The following is a 20,981-nucleotide window of genomic DNA, read 5'->3' as shown; positions in this document are numbered from 1 at the left end:
GATGTGACTCATGAACAACGGTAAAGTAGCGATGACCCGGCTGGGCTGGCTGGCGTCGGGTCTGGCGTGCATCCTGACGATCCTGGTGCTGACGCCCTTCGCAGTGGAGATGCCCATCGCCGGTGTCGACGGTTCCTGGGCCTACGCGATGAACGTCGCCACAGCCGAGCACCTGCGCTTCGGCAAGGACATCATCTTTACCTTTGGTCCATTGGCTTCGATCTACACCGAGGTGTACCACCCGGCGACCGATCACTTGATGATCGGTGGCGCGATGTTGCTGTCTGTTGCCGTGTTCGCAGGGCTGTTTGCGGTCACGTCGCCGCACAGGCGCGTGCTGCTCCCATTGTTTCCATTCCTGGTGGCATTGACCTGGCTGCCTGATTGGGATGGTTGGCGCGACGCCGTGTTCATGCTGCTGCCGCTACTGCTTCCGATCACGGTGGCGCGCGGGCAGGAGACCGGCAAGCCCAACTGGGCTGCAATCATTCTACTGGCCATCGCGATTGCGATTCTGCCGTTGATCAAGGGCAGCCTGAGCGTTCCGGCGGCGCTGGCCAGTCTGGTGGCGGTGCTGTTGTGCTGGCGGGAGTCGCCGAGGCTGGCGATCACACTGTTTGTCGTCGAAGTTGGCGTGCTGATCGCAGCCTGGCTCACCGCAGGTCAGTCATTGCTCGACCTGCCGGTCTACTTCCTGGCGCAGATGCCGCTCATCTCGGGTTATACCGATGGCATGTCGGTGTCGGTAGATGGGCGCCCCCTGAACATCGTGATCTACCTGTTAGCCAGTGTGATGCTGGTTGCCCTTTCGACGTTCGGAGGCGTCCGTCGTCGTTGGTATCTGCCGGTCCTGGTCGCGCTGTATCTCTTTGTGATCTTCAAGGCCAGCTTCGTCAGACATGACCCGCCACACGCCCTGATTGCTTCGTCGGCGCTGCTCCTGATGGGCGCACTGCTGTATCTGGTGCCGGGCTCTGGTAGGTGGCCGGGCATCGCCGCCATGGCAGTGGGCGCGCTGGGCTATGGGCTCCTCGCCTTCGCCTTCCTTCCGTTGGATCCTGTGGCGTCACTGGCACGGGTTGGTTCGAAGTTCGAGCTTTCGGTCGAAGCCGCATGGAGGCGCGCTACAGAGCCGGCAGCACTGGCGAAGGAGTATCCGCGTCGCTTGGTGCTCCTCGGGGACAGGCCGCCATTCAAGGGCCTGTCGGGCGATGCTGATCTCTATCCATGGGACCTGTCACCGCTGCTCGCTTCTGGCGCAAGCTGGAAGCCACGCCCGGTTCCGCAGAGCTATGCGGCATTCTCGCCCCCGCTACTCGATGCCAATGCTGAGCATCTGCGCAGCAGCCCGCCGACCAGGATCTTCTTCAACATCAATCCCATCGATCAGCGCTACCCCAGCATGGAGGATGGCGCCAGTTGGCTCACCCTGCTTGGAGGGTTCCGGGCGCAGCGCATCGATGCGGGCTACGCGTTGCTCTCGCGCCGCGATGCCGTGGCGGAAACCCTGCAACCACGGCCGGTGACCTCGACCGAGGTCCGCATGGGCGAGGACGTTGCGGTGCCTGAGAACCAGGGGCCGGTGTGGGCATCGATCGACGTCCAGCCGACGCTCCTGGGCAGGCTGTTCTCGATTCTCTACAAGGCTCCGGAGTTGACGCTGCAGGTGCGCTACGACAACGGCGAAACCGCGTCATATCGTTTCATTGCCGGTCTGGCCAAGAGCGGCTTCCTGCTTTCGCCTACGATCACGGATGTGAATGATTTTGTCGCGCTGACGTCCAGCCACCGCGATGACCTGCTCGGCAACCGCAAGGTCGTCGCCATGGGCATTCGCGGGGCCAGCGGCACACGCCTGATGTGGAAGTCGGCGGTCAGGGTGAGCTTTGCCCGTCTGGATGTTCCCACCGCCCCGGAGGCCGACGCGGCCTTGGCGGGTATCTGGAAGCACGGCGATGCGGTGGAGTCCTACGTGGCTGCTGGTGATTGCCACATCGATACCGTGAACCAGCTGCAGGCGGAGGGCGGCACGCTGGATCTGCCGGCAGGCCTGGTGAAAGTGCGCGGTTGGTCGGCGCTCGATGGCGCGCGGGGAAGGCCCAACGACGGCGCTTTCCTGCTTGCGTCGGCCACCGATGGCCGCACCTGGATGTTGCCGGCGAACCGGGTGCCCCGCCCCGATGTGGCTGCCTACTTCAAGCAACCGGCACTCCATTACACCGGTTTTGAAGCGTTCGTGGACACCCGCCAGCTGCCTGAGGACGTGCAGATCCGCGTGCTGCAGAAGGATGGTGAGCAACTGAAGGTCTGCGCCGCAGTGCTGGCCATCCGCCGGGCGAGGGTTGCGGAACTGCCCTGAGCGGGCAGTTCCATCGCAGCTGACAGCGCTTACTGTGCGGTTTGGAACAGCGGCAGCAGTTGCGTGAGAACGACCGCGTGGCCTTCGCGGTTGGGGTGATTGAACTGCGCCATCAGCCGTTTGCGGTCACCAGGATAGGCTTCGAACGCGGCAAGGCTGTCGGCGACAGGGGTGTCGGTCAACTCTCCCAGCTTCCGGATCATGCTGGCCTGGGCCCGGAGAGCGGCACGAGCCTGGCCGTTCTCGGCCTGTTGGTCCCAGGTTGGCGTCAGCAGGACCGGACACGCTCCCGCCGCGCGCGATGACATAACAAACCAGGCGAGATTGCGTGCCGACTGCTGCAAGGGAAGAGCACGGTCATTCAGGCCATAGTCAATCAAAACGACGCGGGGGTGCAGGTCCAGCACCCCGCGCTGGAAACGGTCGCGGCCCTGCTGGGAGTTCTCGCCTCCGACAGCGGAAGTGATCACATTCAATACCGCATGCGGATAGGCATCAGCGAGTGCATCTTCCAGTTGCCGCGGGTAGGCATCGCGTTTGTGCACGGCGGGCGTCACGCCGAATCCGGCAGGAACGCTGTGGCCAAAGGCAACGATGTCCACAGTATGGTTATTGGGCCATGCGACCTGCAGATCCCGTACCACTGCAGCCAGGCAGGCTTGCCCAGTGGGGGCAGGTGCAGGTGCGTTTGCCACGGTCTGCGGCGAGGGCTCCGAAGGGACTGGCGTGGGTTGGCAGCCGGGGGCCGCCAGGACCAGGAGAAGTAGGGCGGTATGTTGTTTCATGCGCGCAGTGTGGGCCGTTTTCGCCCAATATAGCGCGCCGCGGACGACAAGGTAGCCAGCGCTCGCCGATGGCCCTGCGCGGAATCCGTCCGCGACCCGAAGGCGACGGGACGCGAGGGGTTTGCGGATACAATCTGTAGGGATAAATGGGGCCGCTGCGGCTTGTCGCACCAGCGAGATAGCGGCACGGCCTTTCAGCGCAAGAATCTCAAGGCAAGCGATGAAACAGGCGATCAGATCAGTCAACGGTGCGGACGGTGCGGGGGCGGCCATGACGCCTGTGTGGGCGGCCTGCGTCGCTTTGTTGAGCTCCTTTCTGGTGATCCTGATGGTTACGCCGTTCGCACCGGCGATGCCATTCGAGAGTCTCGATGGATCGTGGATGTATGCGATGAACCACGCCGTTGCCGAGCAACTGCGTTTTGGCACGCAGATCGTCTTCACCTTTGGACCGTTGGCATCTGTCTATACCACGCTCTATCACCCGGCCACGGACCTGCTGATGCTGGGCGGCTCCCTACTCATCGCGGCAGCCCTGTTTGCAGGCATGTTCGCCGTTGCGCCCCCTCGCTGGCGCGCATGGTTGCTGCTGTTGCCGCTGGTACTCGGGCTGGGCGTAAGCCGCGACGTTGCCTTCCTGTTCCTTCCTGTTCTGCTTCCATGCGTTGTCATGCGCGGTATCGAGCGCGGGCGTGCGTATTCCGCTGTCGTCTGCCTGATTGCGGCGGCGATGGCAATATTGCCGCTGGTGAAAGGCAACTTCGGCGTGATGGTCGCGCTGGCGAGCGCGGCGACGATCCTGCTGGGCTGGCGATTGGATCGCCGGACGGTAATGCTGGCCCTCGCCGTCCAACTGATCGTGATGCCGATGGCATGGATGGCCTCAGGCCAGGCGCTGCCGGATCTCCCGCGCTACTTCATCGCTCAGGCCCCGATCATTTCCGGCTACACCGATGGTATGTCGGTGGTTGGCAGGGGCAAGGACATCCTTTACTTCCTGTTGGCGGCCGTTGTGCTCGTTGGCCTGTCACTGTGCAGCGGCGGGCGTCGCTATTGGCATGTAACGTTGCTGGTTGCGGCCTATCTGTTCGTTACCTTCAAATCCGGCTTCGTACGGCATGACCTGCATGCGCTCACCGCGGCGGTGGCGCTGACGATGGTTGGCGCATTCCTGTGCATCCACAATGCCGGCCGCGCCGGCATGCTGGCCCTGGTCATTGGCCTGGCCGGGTGGTGGGCGATTACCGATCCCTATGCTCCCGTAACGCCGAAGTCACTGTCAGCGCAGTTCGCCCAGTCAATCCAGCGGCCCGCAGCCGGACTGGTGACGCGGATGATCGAGCCGGAGGCACTCGGCAACCAGTTCAAGGCGATTTCCGCGGCGATCGGCTCGCGCGCCCCGTTCGCAGGGTACACGGGGACGGCCGATGTCTATCCCACCGAACTCGCTCCGCTGATCGCGGCTGGATCGACCTGGGTGCCACGTCCGATCCTGCAGAGCTACTCCGTTTACACGCCGGCCCTTGCGACGGCCAATGCCGATCATCTGCTCAAGGATCCGCCTTCGCGCATCTACTTCAAGGTGGATCCAATCGATCATCGCTATCCAGCCATGGACGACGGCGCGAGCTGGCTCCCGTTGCTGGGCAGCTATACCCCGGTGGCTCTGGAAGGGGGATATGCGGTGCTTCAGCGGTCCGGTCGGCCGCCGATGGCGTTGCAGCCTCAGGACGCTCAGCTCACCGTTGCGCGGGTGGACCAGGAAGTCGCCGTACCGGACTGGAGGGAGCCGGTCTGGGTCTCGATGGATATTCGACCGACCCCGGCTGGTCGCATCGCATCGACGCTCTACAAGCTCCCCAAGTTGTCGATCAAGGTCCGCTTCGAGAATGGCCTCACCGCCGACTATCGGCTGATCGCTGGGTCGACCCGGACGGGCTTCCTTCTGTCACCCACGGTGGCCGACGCCAGGGATTTCGTTGCGCTCTCTTCCGGTAGCCGCGAGGAACTGCTGCGTGGGCATCGGGTTGTTGCCTTTACCGTCTATGGCGACAGCGGTACCCGGCGGTTCTGGAATTCAAGCTTCCCGGTGACCTTTGCACGTTTGCCTATTCCTGAGGCCGCCGGGACAGACCGTGTACTGGCTGCTGCGCAGGAGCCCGCCCACTGATCTGCGCGGGCCTTCCGTTGCCGTGATGGCTGGAATCACTCAGGCTCGGAACGATAGTCGCTTGTGGCCGATGTAGCTGGTGATCACCGGTACGATGACGCCCAATGCGTGGGCGATGGTTTCGTTATGAAAATCCACGTTCAGAAGCGGCAGCAGCCAGCGTGCCACCAGCAGGCTGATGAGGAGGGTCTGCCCGACAGCAGCGATGTTGACGGCAATGAACCAGAGCACCTGATGGTGCAGGCGGTTGCTGGCCTGGTTGAACACGAACACCTTGTTCAGCGCGAAGGCGGTGACCAGGCCCAAGCAGAAAGCGAGCAGGATGGCGGTTACATACGGCAGCCAGTGGCTGAGCAGGATCCGGGAGCCGACGTTGACGGCGGCTGCCAGCCCGCCTACCAGCAGGAACCTGATGAACTGGCTTGAGGGCAGTGGTACGTTCATTGGGTCACTTCATTGTTGCCCATCATGTACCTTTATCCTTGATGCGCACGAGTTCTTGAGGACCGCGCAGGTGAGCGTTCGTCACGAACGGCGTCCGGTGACAGGATGCACGCTTCACGCGGCCCGGAAGGATAGGTGCTTGTGGCCGAAGTAGCTGGTCACGACGGGGGCCAGTACGCCGACTACGTGTGCCAGTGTGTCGTTGTGGAAGTGCATGCCCATGGCGGGCAGCAGCCAGTGGGACAGTGACACGCTGATGAGGAGCGTCTGGACAACAGCGGCGGCGTTGACGGCCATGAACCACAGGGCCTGCTGGTGCAATGGGTTCTGCGCCTTTTCAAACACGAACTGCTTGCCCAGTACGAATGCGGTTGCCATGCCGAGGCAATAGGCAACCAGGATGGAAGGTATGTACGCGAGCCAGTGACCCAGCAGCAGGCGTGAACCGATGTTCACCCCCGCCGCGAGGCCACCGGCAATGAGGAACAGCACGAACTGCCGTGCTACGGGAACTGTGCTCACGTTGCGACTGTTCCCTGCAAGGCCAGTGCCGCCAGCGTCTGCCCCACCGCAATGCTCTCGTTGATCGAGCGATCTTCCGGGTAGTAGTAGGCGGTGTCCGCCATGAAGAAGCCCTGCAGCGGCGTCTTCATCGGCGGCAGCATGTCCTGGAAGCCCGGCGGGCAGATCGTCTGCGCGTACTCGTAGCGGTGGCAGTGCGTCGCCTTGATCCATTCTGGCTTGAACGCCGGATTGATCATCGGCAGGTAGCTGATCACCTCGTCGATCAGCTGCTGGTTGCTCCACTGCCACTTCGGGTGGGTCTTGGGCATGTAGTACGGCGCGTACACGATGTGCTCGCCCGGACCCTTGCCCGGATTGAGGTTGCTGTACTCGATCAGGCCCGGGATGGTGATGCGGTCATCACTGATGTTCATCCAGAAGTTCTCGCTGACCGGCTGCGACAGCTTCAGGATCACGCAGGCCACCGGGATGTTCTCGATGGCATCGACCTGCTCGGCGAAGACCTTCGGCAGTGCCGGCACCATCTTCGGCACGTACTGGATGGGGGCGGTCGAGACAACCGTGTCGTACGCTTGTTGCGCGCTGGCGGTGCGGATGCCGGTGACCTTGCCATCGACCGCCGTCACTTCCTCGATTGGCTGCGACAGCAGGATGCGGCCTCCCCGGCGCTGTACCTCTACGGCCATCTTTTCCAGCAGTACCGCCGAGCCACCCTCCAGGTAGCCCATGCTTTCATTGAACAGGTTGCGGCGCGACAGCGCCACGCGCTTGATGCGGGTGCCGATCCACGATGCCGACAGGTCGTTCTGGTATTCGAAGAACTTCAGGGCGAACGCCTTCTCCCACATCACCTTGTAGGCCTTGGGGCCGATCCAGCGGGTGATCCAGTCGCGGGCGTTTTCCTTGTCCAGCGCGGTCCAGTCCTGGATTCCCTTGGTGTGCATCACATGCAGGGCGTAGCGGACCTTGTCAACCAGGCCCAGATGCGGGAAGCCGAGCAGCGCGAACGGGGTGCCCCACTTGTGCAGCTTGCCCTGGTAGTAGTAGCCCATCTTCGTGTCCGTCCAGTGCAGGCGGTCGGACAGCTGCATCTCGTCGAGCAGCTTGAACAGCGGGTAGTCGGTCTTGCAGATGAAGTGGTAGTAGCGCTCGATGCGCAAGCCGTCGAAGTCGAAATCCGCGGACATGCCGCCGATGCGGTCGTCGCGTTCGTAGATGTCGACCTGGTGGCCCTGCTTGAGCAGCTCCAGTGCTGCCATGAGACCCATGGGGCCGCTACCGATGATGGCGAAATTGGGCATGTGAGGAACTCTTCGTCTGTTCTGTCGGATCAGCGCTGCAGCACGATATGGCTGTAGCGCGGGTCGGTGTAGCTTTCGCGGATGGCGGCTTCGAACGGGGTCTGCTTCACCCCGAACACCGCCTCGGTATCGACACCCTTGAAGTCGTCACCGGCACTGAGCGCCTTGAGCTGATCGGCGGTAAAGGGCGGCTTGCTGCTGAACAGGCTGTATACCTTCAGCAGGAAACCGAAGAATCCGATCGGGATGTGCACGATCACCGTGTGCAGCTTCTTGACCCGCTTGATGGTGCGGATGATGTCCACGTAGTCCACGCGGGTATCTCCGACAATATCGAATACTTGGCCGTCCGGTTCGGTCTCGATGCACTTGGCGATGCAGCGGCAGAAATCGCGTTCGTACAGTGGCTGGCGCATGAACCTGCCGTCGCCGGGAATCGGGAAGACCGGCGTACGCGCCATGAAGCGCGACAGCCAGCCCAGGTGCTTGGGGTCGAACCAGCCGAACATCAGGGTGGGGCGAAGCACGCAGTGGCGCTGGCCGCTGGCCACTACCATCTCTTCCTGCTCACGCTTGGTATTGGTGTAGTCGTCCTTGGCGACGGAATTCACCACCGAAGAGCTGATGTGCACCATGTAGGGCACGCCGGCAGCCTTGCAGGCGGCCAATACGTGCCCGGTTGCTGTCAGGTTGTTGCGTACGAACAGTTCGGTGGTCTTGCCGGTGATCTGTGCATGCAGCTGCACCACAAGTCGCGCGCCTTCGAAGGCGCGCGCCCAGTCGCCGGGCTCCGCAAGGTCGGCCAGGATCGTCTCTACGTCGGGATGCAGGCTGCGCAGGATCTCCAGGTTATGGGCGTGCTTGTCGATCGCCACCAAACGGGTATAGCCCTGCTGCTTCATCTCGACGATGAGGTTCTGCCCCACCAGGCCCGCGGCGCCGGTCAGGACGATCTTGTCGTTCTTGTCTACCATGGACGAATTCGAATGTTTGGAAAGGGATTCAGCGTGGCTTGTAGGCCACGACCAGAGCTTGCTTGCCCAGGATGTGCCAGGCGAGCGGAATCTTCAGGTACAGCGAGACCAGCCAGGGCGCCTGTGGCAGGCGGCTTTTGGTGGTGTAGGGCAGGAACTTCGGGATCACAACCCGGGGCTCGAGACCGGCCATCAGCACACCCTCGACCAGGCTCCGGTCGCTCAGCGCGGTGTGATGATCGAAATAGTCCCAGTATTCGTCGTACAGGAAGCGGATGTTCGGCTGCAGAATGATCGCACGGCCACCGGGTTTGAGCATGCGCGCGCTCTCGCGCAAGGTCTGCAGGACGAGATCCTTGGTCGGAAGGTGTTCCAGGAAGTTGCTCATGAACACGGCATCGACGCTGGCATCGGGTATCGAAGCCACCGCCGTGCAGCTCTCGTTGATGATGCGCACGCCATCAGCGGCGAACTGGCGGACATCGGGATTGAGGTCGACCGCGATCTTGCCCGCCGCCGGAATGTTGTTGATGAATTCGCAGTAGCCTGCGCCGATGTCGACCACTGTATCGGATGGATCCACGAAACGACTGAAGTACTGGCCACACAGTACCTGCCAGATCCGATTCTTGTTGGCGAGCTCTTCCTTTGGGAAGCGGTGCTGATAGAGAACGTCTAGGTCGCGATCGATATCGGGCATGCGTGAGATCCTCTCTCTTGCTGGGTCGACGTTTGAGTCAGAGCTTGATTCTGCGGAAAACGAATTCAGGAATGTTCTTGATGATCATCATGATCGCCCACCAGAACCCCGGCAGGTAGGCCACGGCCTTGCGCTTGCCGATGGCCTTCATAATGCCCACAGCGACCTTCTCCGGGGTCGCCCACAGGGCGCCCTTCTTGAAGGCTGCGGTCATCGGTGTATCGACGAAGCCCGGCTTGATCACCAGCACGTTGACGCCGGCAGGGCGCAGGCGCTGGCCAAGGCCGCTGAGGTAGGCGGTCACCGCTGCCTTGGCACTACCGTACAGGTAGTTGCTGGCGCGTCCACGATCGCCGGCCACCGAGGAAATGACCGCCAGGGTGGCACTCGGCTGAAGGCGCTGCGCCAGTGCAGCGGACAGGGCGATGGTGGAGGTGCCGTTGGTGGCGAACTCGCGCAGCGACAGGTTCACCGAGGCATCGCAGGCAGACTGGTCGGGCAGGGTGCCATGCGCGATGAGCACGGTGTCGACACCGCCCAGCGCGTTCCAGGCCGCATCGAGCAGCGCACTGTGCGCGCCTACATCGTTGATGTCGAGCACGCCGTACTCAGCGCGCTGCGCACCGCGCACCTGCAGGTCTGCGGCAATGGTGTCCAATCGACCGGCATTGCGACCGACCAGATAGATTGCAGCCGCGCGGGCGGCATACAGGCGGGCGACGGCTTCTGCAATCGCCGAGGTGGCGCCGATGATCAGGATCTTCTGCATGCTTACTCCATCACCCGGCGCCAGAAGCCGGACGAGAATCGGGGGTCGATGTGGCGGGAGAAGGCCTCCCAGGCCGGGTAGGCCTGCCGGAACAGCGCGCCGGACATGCGCGCATCCTTGGCCGGATAGACAGCGCCGCCGGCCTCGCTGACGATGCGGTCCAGGCGGTCGAGCATCTTCAACAGGTCGGCGCCGTCGTTGGGGAAATCCAGCGCCAGGGTGGTACCCGGGCGCGGGAAGGAGAGCATGCCCGGTGAGGGCCGGTCGCCGAACTCCTTCAGCACCGCCAGGAACGAGCCGCGACCGCTGCGGGCGATTTCGCCCAGCAGCGCCGCGGTGGCATCGTGCGCGATGGCCGGCGGCAGCACGCACTGGTGCTGCAGGAAGCCGCGCGGGCCGTACATGCGGTTCCAGTGGTTGATGCCGTCCAGCGGATAGAAATAGCTCTGGTAGTGCGAGACGTGGCGCGCGCGGCGTGCCGGCTGGCGCCAGTAATACAGCGTATTGAACGGGCGCAGAGTCAGGCGGTTGACCAGTGATACGGGCGGTACCACCGGCATGCTGCGGCGTGGCGCCGAGCTGGGGGCAGCGGCCTGTGCATTGCCCGGCGCATGGTCGCCGCGCAGGAAATGCCCGCGGCCCAGATGCTTGCCACTGGCAAGGCAGTCGATCCAGGCCACGGTGTACTCGAAGCCGCTGGCGGACTCCCGCGACAGGCTGAAGAACTCATCGAGGTTGTCGAAGCGGATCGATTCGGTCTCGATCCAGGGGCCGGGGACGCGTCGCAGCTGCAGTTCGGCCCAGGTGATGAAGCCTGTCAGACCGAGACCGCCTACGGTCGCTTCGAACAGTCCGCTGGCATCGCCAGGTGCCAGTTCCAGTCGCGTGCCGTCACTGCGCAGTAGCTGCAGCCGACGGATATGATGGCCGAACGTGCCCGCACGATGATGGTTCTTGCCATGCACATCGTTGCCAATGGCCCCGCCCACTGTGGCATAGCGCGTGCCGGGGGTAACCGGCAGGAACCAGCCGCTGGGCAGGGCGATGTCGATGATGTTGGCCAAGGTTGCCCCGGCTTCGCAGCGGACGATGCCGGTTGCCGGGTCGAAGGCGATGAAGCGGTCCAGCGCCCGGCTGGCCAGCAGGGTCCCATCCGGGTTCAGGCAACTGTCGCCGTAGCTGCGGCCATTGCCGTGCGGCAGCACGCTGCCATGGTCAGGCAGCGGCAGGCCATCCTCACGATCGAGCACAGGGACGACGCGTTGTTGTACGCGCGGGTAACGCCCCCAGGATGAGCCGCTGACCAGGGTCATATCGCGATCAGGACGATCAGTACGCACAGCGCGATGACGATCTGGCTGCCGCGGTCCAGGGCAGCGAACACGATCGGGTCGTCATGCATGTCGCCGCGGTGGGAGACGATCCACATGCGGCTGATCCAGTACAGCAGGATCGGGCACAGCAGCCACAGCAGCTTGGGATTGCTGTACAGCTCCAGGCTCTCCGGGCTGTTGATGTAAAGCGCGAACACCAGAACGCCGATGTAACCCGCAGCCGCGCCGAGCGACTGCACCAGCGGCAGGTCGGCCACCGAGTAGCCACGGCCGATGGCCATCTCCTTGCCATTGGCCAGGGCCGATGCCAGTTCCGTGTAGCGCTTGAGCATGGCCAGGCTGAGGAACACGAACATCGAGAAGGCCAGCAGCCAGAACGAGAGCTCCGAGCCGATCGCAACTGCGCCACCGATGATGCGCACGGTGTACAGCGCGGCCAGCATCACCACGTCAATCATCACGATGCGCTTGAGCTTCAGTGAATAGCTCAGGGTCATCACGTAGTAGCAGAGCAGTACCAGCGCGAACTCGGCACTGCACACGAAGGCCAGCGCAAAGCCGGCCAGGGTGATCAACGGCGCGACCAGCAGGCCATGCAGCAACGGCAGCGTGCCTGCCGCGAACGGACGCCTGCGCTTGCGCGGATGCATGCGATCCGGGGTGAGGTCCAGCAGGTCGTTGAGCAGGTAGACGCCGGATGCGCACAGACCAAAGGCCAGGAAGGCAACGCCGGCATCGGCGATGGCGGCCGGATCCAGGAAGCGGTGTGCGGTCAGCAGCGGCACCAGCACCAGCAGGTTCTTCAGCCACTGGTAGACACGCAGGGCCTTGATCCAGGTCAGCAGGTTGCCATTCTGCGCGGGCAGATGGGCCAGCACCTCGCTCTGCCTGGACGCCGCGCGGACGAGCCCCGCACCGTTGTTGACCACGATCGCGCCACTGGCATGCGCCCACACCTTCAGGTCGACCTGGCCGTTGCCCATGTAGTCGAAGCCGCGCTCGCCGAAGCGTTCGGCCAGCGCGTGGCCCTTGTTGCTGCCGGACAGGTTGGTATGGCCGTCACTGGCCATGACCTCCTCGAACAGCCCCAGGTGATCGGCGATGGGTTGCACCAGCAGCCGGTCCGAGGCGGTGCACAGCACGCGGGGACGCTGCGTGGTGGTGCGCAGGATCTCCAGCACGCGCTCGTCGTAGGGCAGCGTCTCCGCCGGCAGCTGCACCCGCGAGGCCAGCTGGCGCTTCACGTAGGCCTTGCCGCGCAGCAGCCAGAACGGGATCAGAAACAGGTAAAGCGGGTTGTGGGCGAGCAGCGCCAACAACGATTCGTACAGGATGTCCGAGCGGAGCAGGGTGCCGTCGAGGTCGACGCAGAGGGCGCGGGATGTGGTCACGTTCTGCATGTTTCCGCTTCAGCGAATCCAGGGGTATGCATGGCGGCAAGCTTCAGTTCTCGTCAGATCGGCGATTATAGCGGGTAGTCCCAGCAGTCCTGCTGGGTCCGACCGCAGCTCCGTCCGAGGGGCGCCCCTCGGACGTGGAGTAGCCGTTTCCCCTGGCCCCGCTTGTCGCTTATGGAGTCACATCCGTCAGAAGACGCTTGAGATCAAGGGGGCAGCCCGGGGTTCGCCCGGGGGGCGTCGATGGGTACTCGATGATAATGCAGGGTTGGGTCGTCCCATCCGGCTTTCGCGATTCCCAGAAGCTGATACCCCCACCCTCCCTTATCTCGAAGGACAGGGGCCCCGTTGTACCCGGGGGCACCTCCATGTAGGCATAGGCGTTGTCCTCGATGCCCGGCAGGTCCAGCGTAGCCAGGACCGATGGGGTCCCGTCCGCCAGCGGGGTTGTCAGTACGGCCACGCCCGGGTTGCTGCGCGCGTAGGTTGCCAGTCGCAGGCCAATCCGTCGGGGCGTCTCGTGGGTGTTGTCCGGGGTATGGGCGATGGCAAAGCGATCCCCCTTGGAAACGGGAGGGCTCACAGAGAGGTTGTCGTCCGCCTGAGCAAGAACTCCGATGCCTGCCGCTACGTCCTTGCGGACGTAGTACTGCGTGTGGGGCAGGCGGATGTAGTCGCGTGCCATCGCGTCTATGACGCACCCGCCGTAGCTTGCCCAGTCGTACTTTTCCCACACCTTCCACTCATCCAGCATGACAAGCTTGGGCCGGGTCTTTTCGATGTCCATGCACGGATCAATGCGTACCCCGAGCACCGGATGGTCTAGGTACTGCCGCTGCCACGGAAGATAGAAATAGTAGCCGGAGGCAGGGAGCCGTCCTGCGGCCAGGTACTGGTAGTTCTGGAAGGAATAGGCCAGGATTCTGTCGCCCGGGTCGGTGAGTTTCTGCGCGAGCTGCGCAAACTCGGTTGTTTCCGGAATTCTGCGATCGACCAGCAACTGGTCTTCCTTGGCGCCGCCAACAATCAGTCGAGCCGTCAGGATGCAGCACAACACCAGCAGCAGACTGTGCTGACGGGGGAACCCCGCTGGGATCAGATGCAGGAGCAGCAGAGGCATGGTGAGCGCGACGTAGATATAACTGAGGCCATGAATATCAAGGCCACGAATGAGCATCGACCCCAGCCCCAGTGCGACCAGGATCTCACGCCAGGGAAGCGCTGGACGTTTGCACGCGACAGCCGCAAGGGCGGTCACGATGACGCCCAGCAGAAGCAATCCTCCCAGGTCCGATGTTGCTGCGTGGAAGGCGTTTCCAATCAGCATCAGCAGGCCATGCCCCTGGTTGTACTGTGGAAGGAGTACGGCATTCAGGTAGACATGGAAGGCGAGGTATCCCCTGACGGAACCAGTCCACACGAGGAACACGAGGTTGAACGCGATGGCTGCAACGGACCCGCAGAGCACCTTGCGCCAGTTGTCCTTGTGCACGGATGCGACAAGAAACGCCATCGCTGCCGGAATGTATGTGATCGCAAGAAACGGGATCGAAGCGACCAGCGCACCTCCGACAATGGTCCTGGCCGTCCCGACGCGAAGCTCTCCTGCTATCTGAGGGAGCAACCAGGTCGAGAACGCTACGCTGAGCATGATTCCACAGAGCACCTGGTAGGAATAAGTGTGCCCGAGCCCAGCCGGCAATATCCCCGCATAGATGGTGGCAATAAGCAGCGTGTAGGTCACACGCACGATTGCATGCTGGTTCCGGATCAGTGGAGAAAACAGCAATGCGGCAAGGGAGACCAGCTGCAATATGGCAATCAGCGCGCGATGTGCGGCTATGGAGTGGCCGCCCGCCAACTCGACCAACATGCCCGGCAGGAACGTAAGCGGGCCATGATGGTTGAAAATTTCCCGATAGAGACTGCTGCCTGCAACCATCATCTTTGCGGCAACGATGGTTTCGGTCTCATCGGCAAATTCGCTGAAGTTGAGCAGCCTGAGCTGGTAGGCCACCAGCGCTGCCATCGATATGGTAAAGACAACCCATGCCGCAGTGGCCGCGGGGTCGGTGAAATGGTTCCGGATTGCACGAATCATCATGGTTTGTGCCCGATCGGCGGGTTGTAGCGGCCGGAGATCGCCGCAAGCAATACACGCAGAATCTGCAGGTTGCCCCTTACGCTGCTGATCTTGGTCGGGACCTCTCCCTCCGGATAGCGGCGTGCCGTGGGTAGTTCCTGGCAACGGAAGCCAAGGCGGGGCGCGCGATAGGAAAGGTAGGCCAACAGTTCGTATCCGTTGAATACATCGCGGAAGGTGCCCACGTCCGGGTGTTCCAGCAGTGCCCGGCTGTAGGCGCGGAAGCCCTGGGTGGTATCGGTCCAGTGGAAGCCGGAAAACAGGCTCAGCAGCGGCGCATGGACAAGCCGGATCGCGGCATGGCGCAATAAGGGGGTATTCTCGGCCACACCCCCCGCTATGAAGCGCGAGGCCTGCACGAAGTCCACGCCCTGTTCGAGTGCTTCGATGAAGCGGTGGATGGGGGAGGGCTCGTCCTTGTTGTTGCCATCGATGGTGACCACTCCGCGGTAGCCCGCAGCGAGACAGAAAGCATAGGCGCAGCGCAATTGCGCGCTGAGCCGACCGGGGCCGGTCTTCACGAGCAGTCCAGTGACACCGCAGCTCCGCAGAAAGGTCTCATCCAGGGAGCCGTCGCTGCTTCCACCGTCAACGATGATGATGTCGGCGATGGAGGCAGTGCCGATCTCATGCATCCGGGACAGCAGTGCGCGGATCCGCTCGCCCTCGTTGATCACGGGAATGACAACGGCATGATCGTGGCACTTGCTTTGCAGAAGTGTCTTCGTGAAGGCAGGTACCTGCCAATCCGCGCTGTGTCCAGCCGGGCTTGGGGGCGTGATGGGAGTGGTCATTGCAGAAGTCACTGTCGGCCTATCAGGGGGCGTGAACGGTAATCAGGACAACGCCGGAGAGTATCAATGCAATGCCTGCCACGGTTGTCCATGGCATCGGCTCCCGGAACGCGATCACTGAAACGCAAGCCACCAGGGCAATGGCACCTGCCGTTGAGATCGGGTGGGCAACATTGAGCGGAAGGCGTGCCAGTGACATGGAGTAGAGCAGGAAGGCGCCGCCGTACAGGGACAGGCCCGTCCAGAAGGGCCAATTGCGCAGGGCCCCCATCGGATCGGTGAGTGAGGGGAACTGCCTCGGCGCGCTTACCGCAACCTTGATGAGGGCGCTTGCGCCCGCATTGCATAGGATGCCGACGACCAGGATCAGCCACTTGTTCATGGCGATGCTCCAATAGACTGGGGTCGATAGTGATCGAGCACGAATTGCAAGGACGCCCTGATCGCATGCTCGCCCTCGGCTGGGCGCAGCATCTCGATCGTCAGCGGTATGTCGCCCATGTGTCGGCGCAATAGAATTGCCATCTCTGCATGATTGGTGTCCCGCGTACCCAAAGGTGCAAGTCCTGGCTCGCTCAGATGGACATGGCCGATTATGTCGGCGTGCCGCTGCAGCAGCTGTGCCGGCTCTTCTCCGTTGATGAAGATTGAACCGGTGTCGAACTGCATCCTGACGTGCGAGTGCCCTGTCAGGCGCACGACTTCGGCAGTCGCTTCGGTATGCGTCATGAAGTTCGCGCCATAGCATTCGGGATTGGGCTCAAGGCACAGGGTGATGCCCTCCAGTCGGGCGGCTTCACCCACGCGATGGAAGAAAGCCGCGCCAGCTTCGTTGGCCCGCTGCAGTGGCAGGGAGCCGCGGTCGCGATTGCGCGGCGAGCCAAAGACCGCGCGTGTCGCACCCAGGCCCGATCCGATCCGGAACACATGGCGAAGATGCTCAAGCAAGCGCAGCTGGACATCGACTGAAGCAAAGACGTTCAGGCCTTCTGTGCCGAACAGCAGCGATTGCATTCCGATGATGTCGATGCCGAGCGCTTCCCAGAAGCGCCTGACCTTGGCGACAGCCGCGTCGCTGGCTTCTGCAAACACCGGGAAGTACTTGCTGGGAGCAACGTCGATATGGCGAACGCCAAGGTCGGCAAGCAGCCGCCCGACAGCGTCATCCTCATCTGGATTCCACGCGATGTTGGAGATCGAGATGCTCATGGTGCCAGCACCGCAGTCGCAGGTTCGGTCTGATGGTAGGCGCGGATGGCCGTGAGCGTGGCGCTCCGATCATAGTGGTAGCCAGGGTTTCCCTGCGCGTCCCGGGCATGTCGGCTGAGCATGTCGTAGCGGGCAGGCGGGCAGTCGGACGTGCCATCGAACTGCAGGCCGAACACCTCGCGGGCGATCTCGCCGACGCTTATCGGGGCGCTGGTCAGATGGATCAGTTCAAGGTCCTGCTGTCGCGCAGCCAGAAGATCCGCGCTGAGATTCACCATGGGATAGAACTGGAACTGGGCACGGCTGTCGATGGCGTGCACATTGTTGTCGTTGTGCAGGTCGAAGATGATGTTCTTGCGCAGGCCTGGGCCGACCAGGCCTGGGAGGCGAACGATCATCCTGGACCTGAATCGTGATTCCACGAACTCTTCCAGCCGGCGCCGATGCAGGCCATAGGGATGCAACCCGGCCGTCATGACCTGCGTCGATTCGTCAACGCCGATCGGGTTGGCGAATACGTCAACCGTGCTGATCAACGTGAGATGGTCGCAGGTGATCGCATCCAGCGCCTTGATGAGTGCCTGGATGTTCCTCCAGTCGGCTTCCGGTTCGCGGTTGGCGATCCACTTCTGCGCGGGCGCGGCCGAGCAGACCACCGTGTGGTAGGCCTGGGCCGCGACCTCCTTGATATTGCTTCTATTGAACAGATGCTCGAACCGTGTCTGACGCTTCAGGGTGGAACCCACGAAGCCGGTATGGCCGATGAGTGCGTGAGACATCGAGTGCTCCTGGTGCCCGGATGCCCGGGCGGCTGTGCGGTTCGGATGTGGGGCGGTGAGCCGGCAACGGCGCGGGCCGGTTGTGTTCACCCTCCCCGGGGAGGGGGGGGGAAGGAGATCGTATCCAGATGGCCGATCACGTCGTAGATATTGTCGATCTTCCCACCCAGTATTGTTGAGTACCCTGGCAGCTGGGGATACGACTCGAACAGAATCGGGCGGCCATCGTCGCCTTCGTTCTTCACCAAGACCGTTTTTATTTCGAACAACGATTGCTGATGCACGGCCTTCGAAACACTCGGGAGATAGCGGGCGGCATCCCGGAGCATGTAATCGAACCGGCTTGAACGGGCATGGGATTCAAGTTCGACGTAGGGATTGCGCGCCGGCGTGTCGATCCAGGCCGTATGGGGCGTGTAGCGCACGTGGGACAGCGTGCTGGACTGGCGCGCGGGGAAGGGCATGATGGAGAAAAAGGGCCCGTCCATGACCGTGATGCCCAGCCCCTCCAGCGCGGGAGGAAGCTGGATCAACGCCATTTCGGTGATTTCATGCTTGAGCGAGGCGTGGCTGTGACCCTGTGGGCCACTGATCAGGTTGAGCCCTGCGTAGGTGCAGTTGAAGACCTGCTTGGCCGCCATGGATGTGGTGACGCTGCCTTCAGTGCTACGCAGGCACACGCGTATCGCATCGTTTTCCTTCTGTACGGCAGTCGCTTCGTATCCCATGCCCAGGTGCACGCCGGCGCCTGCCAGCTTGGCTTCAAGCAACTGGCGGATGCGCTCGGAATCGAAGCTGTACTCCTGCGCGATGAACGCCCGTTCGATCAGGTGCGGGTTGAACAACGTCGCCAGTGACGCCGGTGCCGGTTCCAGAGGGGCGTCGATCGTGCGGCAGAAGCGCACGAACTGGGAGGCCGTGACCTTCGAGTTGCGGCGGGCGATGGCATAGACCTTCAGGAAGTCGGAATGCACCGCTGACTCCCATTCCCGCATGAATCGGGGCAGGTTCACCCTGCTGCGATAGGCCGTGGTGAAGCTGCGGGGATAGTGGTAGCCATTATGGACGCGTGCCTGGTTGGAAAACGAGGCGCGTTGCATCAATCGGGGTTCACGTTCTATCAGAATGACCCGGCCCACCCCCCTCTCGGTGGCGAGATAGCTGGCAACCACGGCGCCATAGAAGCCTCCACCGATGATGATCGCATCGGCGTCCAGTGGCAGGGTCTCAGGCACGCCCGGGCGGTCCAGGCATGCCCGCAGCGCGCTCTACGTTGACGCGCTCAAGGCGTTCAAGGCGTGCGCTGGTGAATTCCTGGGCGACATGGAAGGACGGCCCCTCGTTGCTGAGTGCGGCCATGTGCAGGATGTACTCGCCCAGCACCAGCAGTACAAGAGAGATCAACAGGAACATCCCGGATTGTTGCAACGAAAGGCTGACCCATCCCGGTGCAACGTCGGCCTTGAAGATTGCGATGGCCAGGACATAGACGGAATAGAGCAGGTTGGCCAGTGCGCCGAAGGTCGACAGCATGGTCACCAGTCGCATGGGGAGCCGGGTGCTCGACACCAGCAGGCGCATGCCTCTATCGATGCTCTGCCCAAGCTTCTTTTCCGGGGCCGTTCTGGGCTCGTGCCGGTACGTCACGTTGGTCCGGGTGAAGCCTGCAGTGACGGGCAACAGGCGATAGATGGCGGCTGGTCGAGGATGTTGCAGGATGTAGTTGACGACCTTCTTGCTCATCACTCTGTACTGCGGGGCCTCCGCTCCGGGGTCAACGCCGTTGAGCCAGCGGAAGGCCTGATTGAATACGGCATTGGCCAGCCGGTATGCGAGGCCCAGACGAGGGCGGGCCTGATTGTTGGCAAAGACCACATCCGTTCCCGTGACTGCAGCCTCCAACAACTGTGGGAGGATCGAAACATCATCGGTCAGGGGGTCAAGAACGGCGATGAAATCGCCGAGCGCGCTTTCGATGCCTGCCCAGGCCGCTGTTTCCCAGGCAACGCTCTGGGTCAGTGCATAGACCTGCAGGTTGGGCAGGCCGCCTTCGCGGGTGAGCTCCCGCAGGCGAGCGATGCTCCCATCGGTGGATCCATTGTCCACCACGACGAGTTCATAGTCGGTGGCCAGTGCCCCGAGGCGGGTCACGGTCTCCGAGAGCAGCGACGCCAAGTGCGCGTCGTGATTCCGTATCACGTACACGACGGAGATGAAGGCTGAAACGGATGCAGTCACGCCATCTCCTTAGGTGCGCAGAATGTGGCCAATTGCGTCGTGGTTTGACGATTATAGCCCGATCAGCACAGGTCTCAGAGCCCGATTTCCTTCAAGCGGTGGCAGGCGTGCGCGCCTCCAGCGCAACCGTCGCGGCCATCCCGACCGCCACCGCCAACCACAGGCTGGCCAGGCGTATACCGATAGCCGCAGCCAGCGCCGTATCCAGGTCCGCACCGGATGCGGCCAGCATGAGCACGATCGCTGCCTCGGTGGTGCCCACCCCGCCGGGAACGAAGGAAAGCGCGCCGATCAGCATCGCCAGCGGGTAGATGGCCAGCGCGTACTGCCAAGGCAGAACGATCCCCAGCGCGTAGCACAGCCAGGCGAAAGCCGCCGAGGTCAGTAGCCAGGCCGCCAGGCCACAGGCGGTGCTGGCTGCGGTCAGCCCGGGACGCAACAGCGGGCGCAGTGAGGTGGTACCCGCCACCAGAAAGCGCGCCAGCCTGCGCACCGGCTGGCCGGGGAGCCGGTCGATCACCGCGATGGCCGCGCGCTGCAGCGGGGAAAGGCAGGCAACCAGACACAGGGCCAGCACCAGGCACAGCACGACGGTAGCGAGCACGCCAAAGAGGGGGATCAGATGCGCTGCGCCCAGGCTCAGTGCAGTGATCACCAGTAGATCCAGCGCTCGCTCGTAGATGAAAGTGGTCAGCGTGACCTGCGCGGGAACCCCCAAGCGGGAAAAATAGCGGATGCGCAGAAGCTCCCCGGCCTTGCCGGGGGAGGCGGTGAACGCAAAGCCGGCGAGATAGGCGAGCAGGCCGGCACGCCAGCCCGTGGGCTGGCCCTGTGCCCGCAGCAGCATGTGCCACCGCAGGTGGCGGAACCCGTAACTGGCCAGCACCAGGGCCACGCAGCCACACAAGGGGAGTGCCAGCGCCTGCAGGCGGGTCAGGATCTGCTTGTCCCGGTCGACATACCACAGCCCCAGCAGATAGATGCCGGCTACCAAGGTCAGCCAGGCCAGGGCCCGTCCGCGGCGGATCGGCCTGGTTGTGGCGGAAAGCATTTCGGACAC

Annotated in this window: 19 protein-coding genes; 2 read left to right on the top strand and 17 right to left on the bottom strand. The window is 62.9% G+C overall.

Translation table 11 applies throughout. The annotated features are described in order from the left end of the window. Positions 1–10: 10 nt before the first annotated feature. The gene (locus AC5P9N_RS06920; protein ID WP_012479061.1) at positions 11–2,359 is read left to right on the top strand and encodes a hypothetical protein; all 2,349 of its coding nucleotides are present in this window, start codon (positions 11–13) and stop codon (positions 2,357–2,359) included. A 29-nt stretch (positions 2,360–2,388) separates the two neighbouring features. Here AC5P9N_RS06920 and AC5P9N_RS06915 read toward each other — a convergent pair whose 3' ends face one another. Then, positions 2,389–2,961, bottom strand: a complete 573-nt coding sequence (locus AC5P9N_RS06915; RefSeq protein ID WP_157804444.1) for an SGNH/GDSL hydrolase family protein — start codon at positions 2,959–2,961, stop codon at positions 2,389–2,391. A gap of 403 nt (positions 2,962–3,364) precedes the next feature. On the opposite strand from AC5P9N_RS06915, the gene AC5P9N_RS06910 reads away from it, so the two are divergent. Then, entirely contained in the window at positions 3,365–5,314 is a 1,950-nt protein-coding gene (locus AC5P9N_RS06910) for a hypothetical protein (RefSeq protein ID WP_012479063.1), read from the top strand. 39 nt (positions 5,315–5,353) lie between these two features. Here AC5P9N_RS06910 and AC5P9N_RS06905 read toward each other — a convergent pair whose 3' ends face one another. The 16 genes from AC5P9N_RS06905 to AC5P9N_RS06830 form a co-directional block, all read right to left on the bottom strand. Then, positions 5,354–5,758, bottom strand: coding sequence for a GtrA family protein (locus tag AC5P9N_RS06905; protein WP_012479064.1), 405 nt, complete (start codon positions 5,756–5,758; stop codon positions 5,354–5,356). Positions 5,759–5,872: 114 nt separating this feature from the next. Beyond that, complete coding sequence (locus tag AC5P9N_RS06900; RefSeq protein WP_012479065.1) at positions 5,873–6,280, bottom strand: GtrA family protein; 408 nt, start codon at positions 6,278–6,280, stop codon at positions 5,873–5,875. Continuing rightward, positions 6,277–7,584, bottom strand: coding sequence for an NAD(P)/FAD-dependent oxidoreductase (locus AC5P9N_RS06895; protein ID WP_012479066.1), 1,308 nt, complete (start codon positions 7,582–7,584; stop codon positions 6,277–6,279). Before AC5P9N_RS06895 ends, AC5P9N_RS06900 begins: the two co-directional genes overlap by 4 nt. 29 nt (positions 7,585–7,613) lie before the next feature. Further along, the gene (locus AC5P9N_RS06890) at positions 7,614–8,558 is read right to left on the bottom strand and encodes an NAD-dependent epimerase/dehydratase family protein (protein ID WP_012479067.1); all 945 of its coding nucleotides are present in this window, start codon (positions 8,556–8,558) and stop codon (positions 7,614–7,616) included. Positions 8,559–8,586: 28 nt separating this feature from the next. Then, positions 8,587–9,258, bottom strand: coding sequence for a class I SAM-dependent methyltransferase (locus tag AC5P9N_RS06885; protein WP_012479068.1), 672 nt, complete (start codon positions 9,256–9,258; stop codon positions 8,587–8,589). Positions 9,259–9,295: 37 nt separating this feature from the next. Next, positions 9,296–10,027: an SDR family oxidoreductase gene (locus AC5P9N_RS06880; protein WP_012479069.1), complete on the bottom strand. Its 732-nt coding sequence runs from the start codon at positions 10,025–10,027 to the stop codon at positions 9,296–9,298. A 2-nt stretch (positions 10,028–10,029) separates the two neighbouring features. Next, on the bottom strand, positions 10,030–11,334 hold the full coding sequence (locus AC5P9N_RS06875; protein WP_024957348.1) for an FAD-binding oxidoreductase: 1,305 nt from the start codon (positions 11,332–11,334) through the stop codon (positions 10,030–10,032). Positions 11,335–11,336: 2 nt separating this feature from the next. Next, complete coding sequence (locus AC5P9N_RS06870) at positions 11,337–12,761, bottom strand: UbiA family prenyltransferase (RefSeq protein ID WP_012479071.1); 1,425 nt, start codon at positions 12,759–12,761, stop codon at positions 11,337–11,339. 169 nt (positions 12,762–12,930) lie between these two features. Beyond that, a complete protein-coding gene (locus tag AC5P9N_RS06865) occupies positions 12,931–14,862 on the bottom strand; it encodes a hypothetical protein (protein WP_012479072.1) in 1,932 nt (643 codons plus the stop codon). Then, complete coding sequence (locus AC5P9N_RS06860) at positions 14,859–15,695, bottom strand: glycosyltransferase family 2 protein (protein WP_024957346.1); 837 nt, start codon at positions 15,693–15,695, stop codon at positions 14,859–14,861. Before AC5P9N_RS06860 ends, AC5P9N_RS06865 begins: the two co-directional genes overlap by 4 nt. A gap of 22 nt (positions 15,696–15,717) precedes the next feature. Continuing rightward, positions 15,718–16,077, bottom strand: coding sequence for a DMT family transporter (locus AC5P9N_RS06855; RefSeq protein WP_012479074.1), 360 nt, complete (start codon positions 16,075–16,077; stop codon positions 15,718–15,720). Further along, positions 16,074–16,904: a sugar phosphate isomerase/epimerase family protein gene (locus tag AC5P9N_RS06850; protein WP_012479075.1), complete on the bottom strand. Its 831-nt coding sequence runs from the start codon at positions 16,902–16,904 to the stop codon at positions 16,074–16,076. The genes AC5P9N_RS06855 and AC5P9N_RS06850 overlap by 4 nt, the downstream gene beginning before the upstream one ends. After that, positions 16,901–17,650, bottom strand: coding sequence for an NAD(P)-dependent oxidoreductase (locus AC5P9N_RS06845; protein WP_197599535.1), 750 nt, complete (start codon positions 17,648–17,650; stop codon positions 16,901–16,903). The genes AC5P9N_RS06850 and AC5P9N_RS06845 overlap by 4 nt, the downstream gene beginning before the upstream one ends. Before the next feature lie 119 nt (positions 17,651–17,769). Beyond that, positions 17,770–18,918, bottom strand: coding sequence for an FAD-dependent oxidoreductase (locus tag AC5P9N_RS06840; protein ID WP_012479077.1), 1,149 nt, complete (start codon positions 18,916–18,918; stop codon positions 17,770–17,772). Continuing rightward, positions 18,911–19,921: a glycosyltransferase gene (locus AC5P9N_RS06835; protein ID WP_012479078.1), complete on the bottom strand. Its 1,011-nt coding sequence runs from the start codon at positions 19,919–19,921 to the stop codon at positions 18,911–18,913. The genes AC5P9N_RS06840 and AC5P9N_RS06835 overlap by 8 nt, the downstream gene beginning before the upstream one ends. A gap of 91 nt (positions 19,922–20,012) precedes the next feature. After that, entirely contained in the window at positions 20,013–20,972 is a 960-nt protein-coding gene (locus AC5P9N_RS06830) for a lysylphosphatidylglycerol synthase transmembrane domain-containing protein (protein WP_044569494.1), read from the bottom strand. Positions 20,973–20,981 lie beyond the last annotated feature (9 nt).

Source organism: Stenotrophomonas sp. YJH_SMC_6 (genome assembly GCF_059371335.1).
Note: the sequence above shows the minus strand (reverse complement) of the source record. Positions and strands in the feature narration are given on the sequence as shown.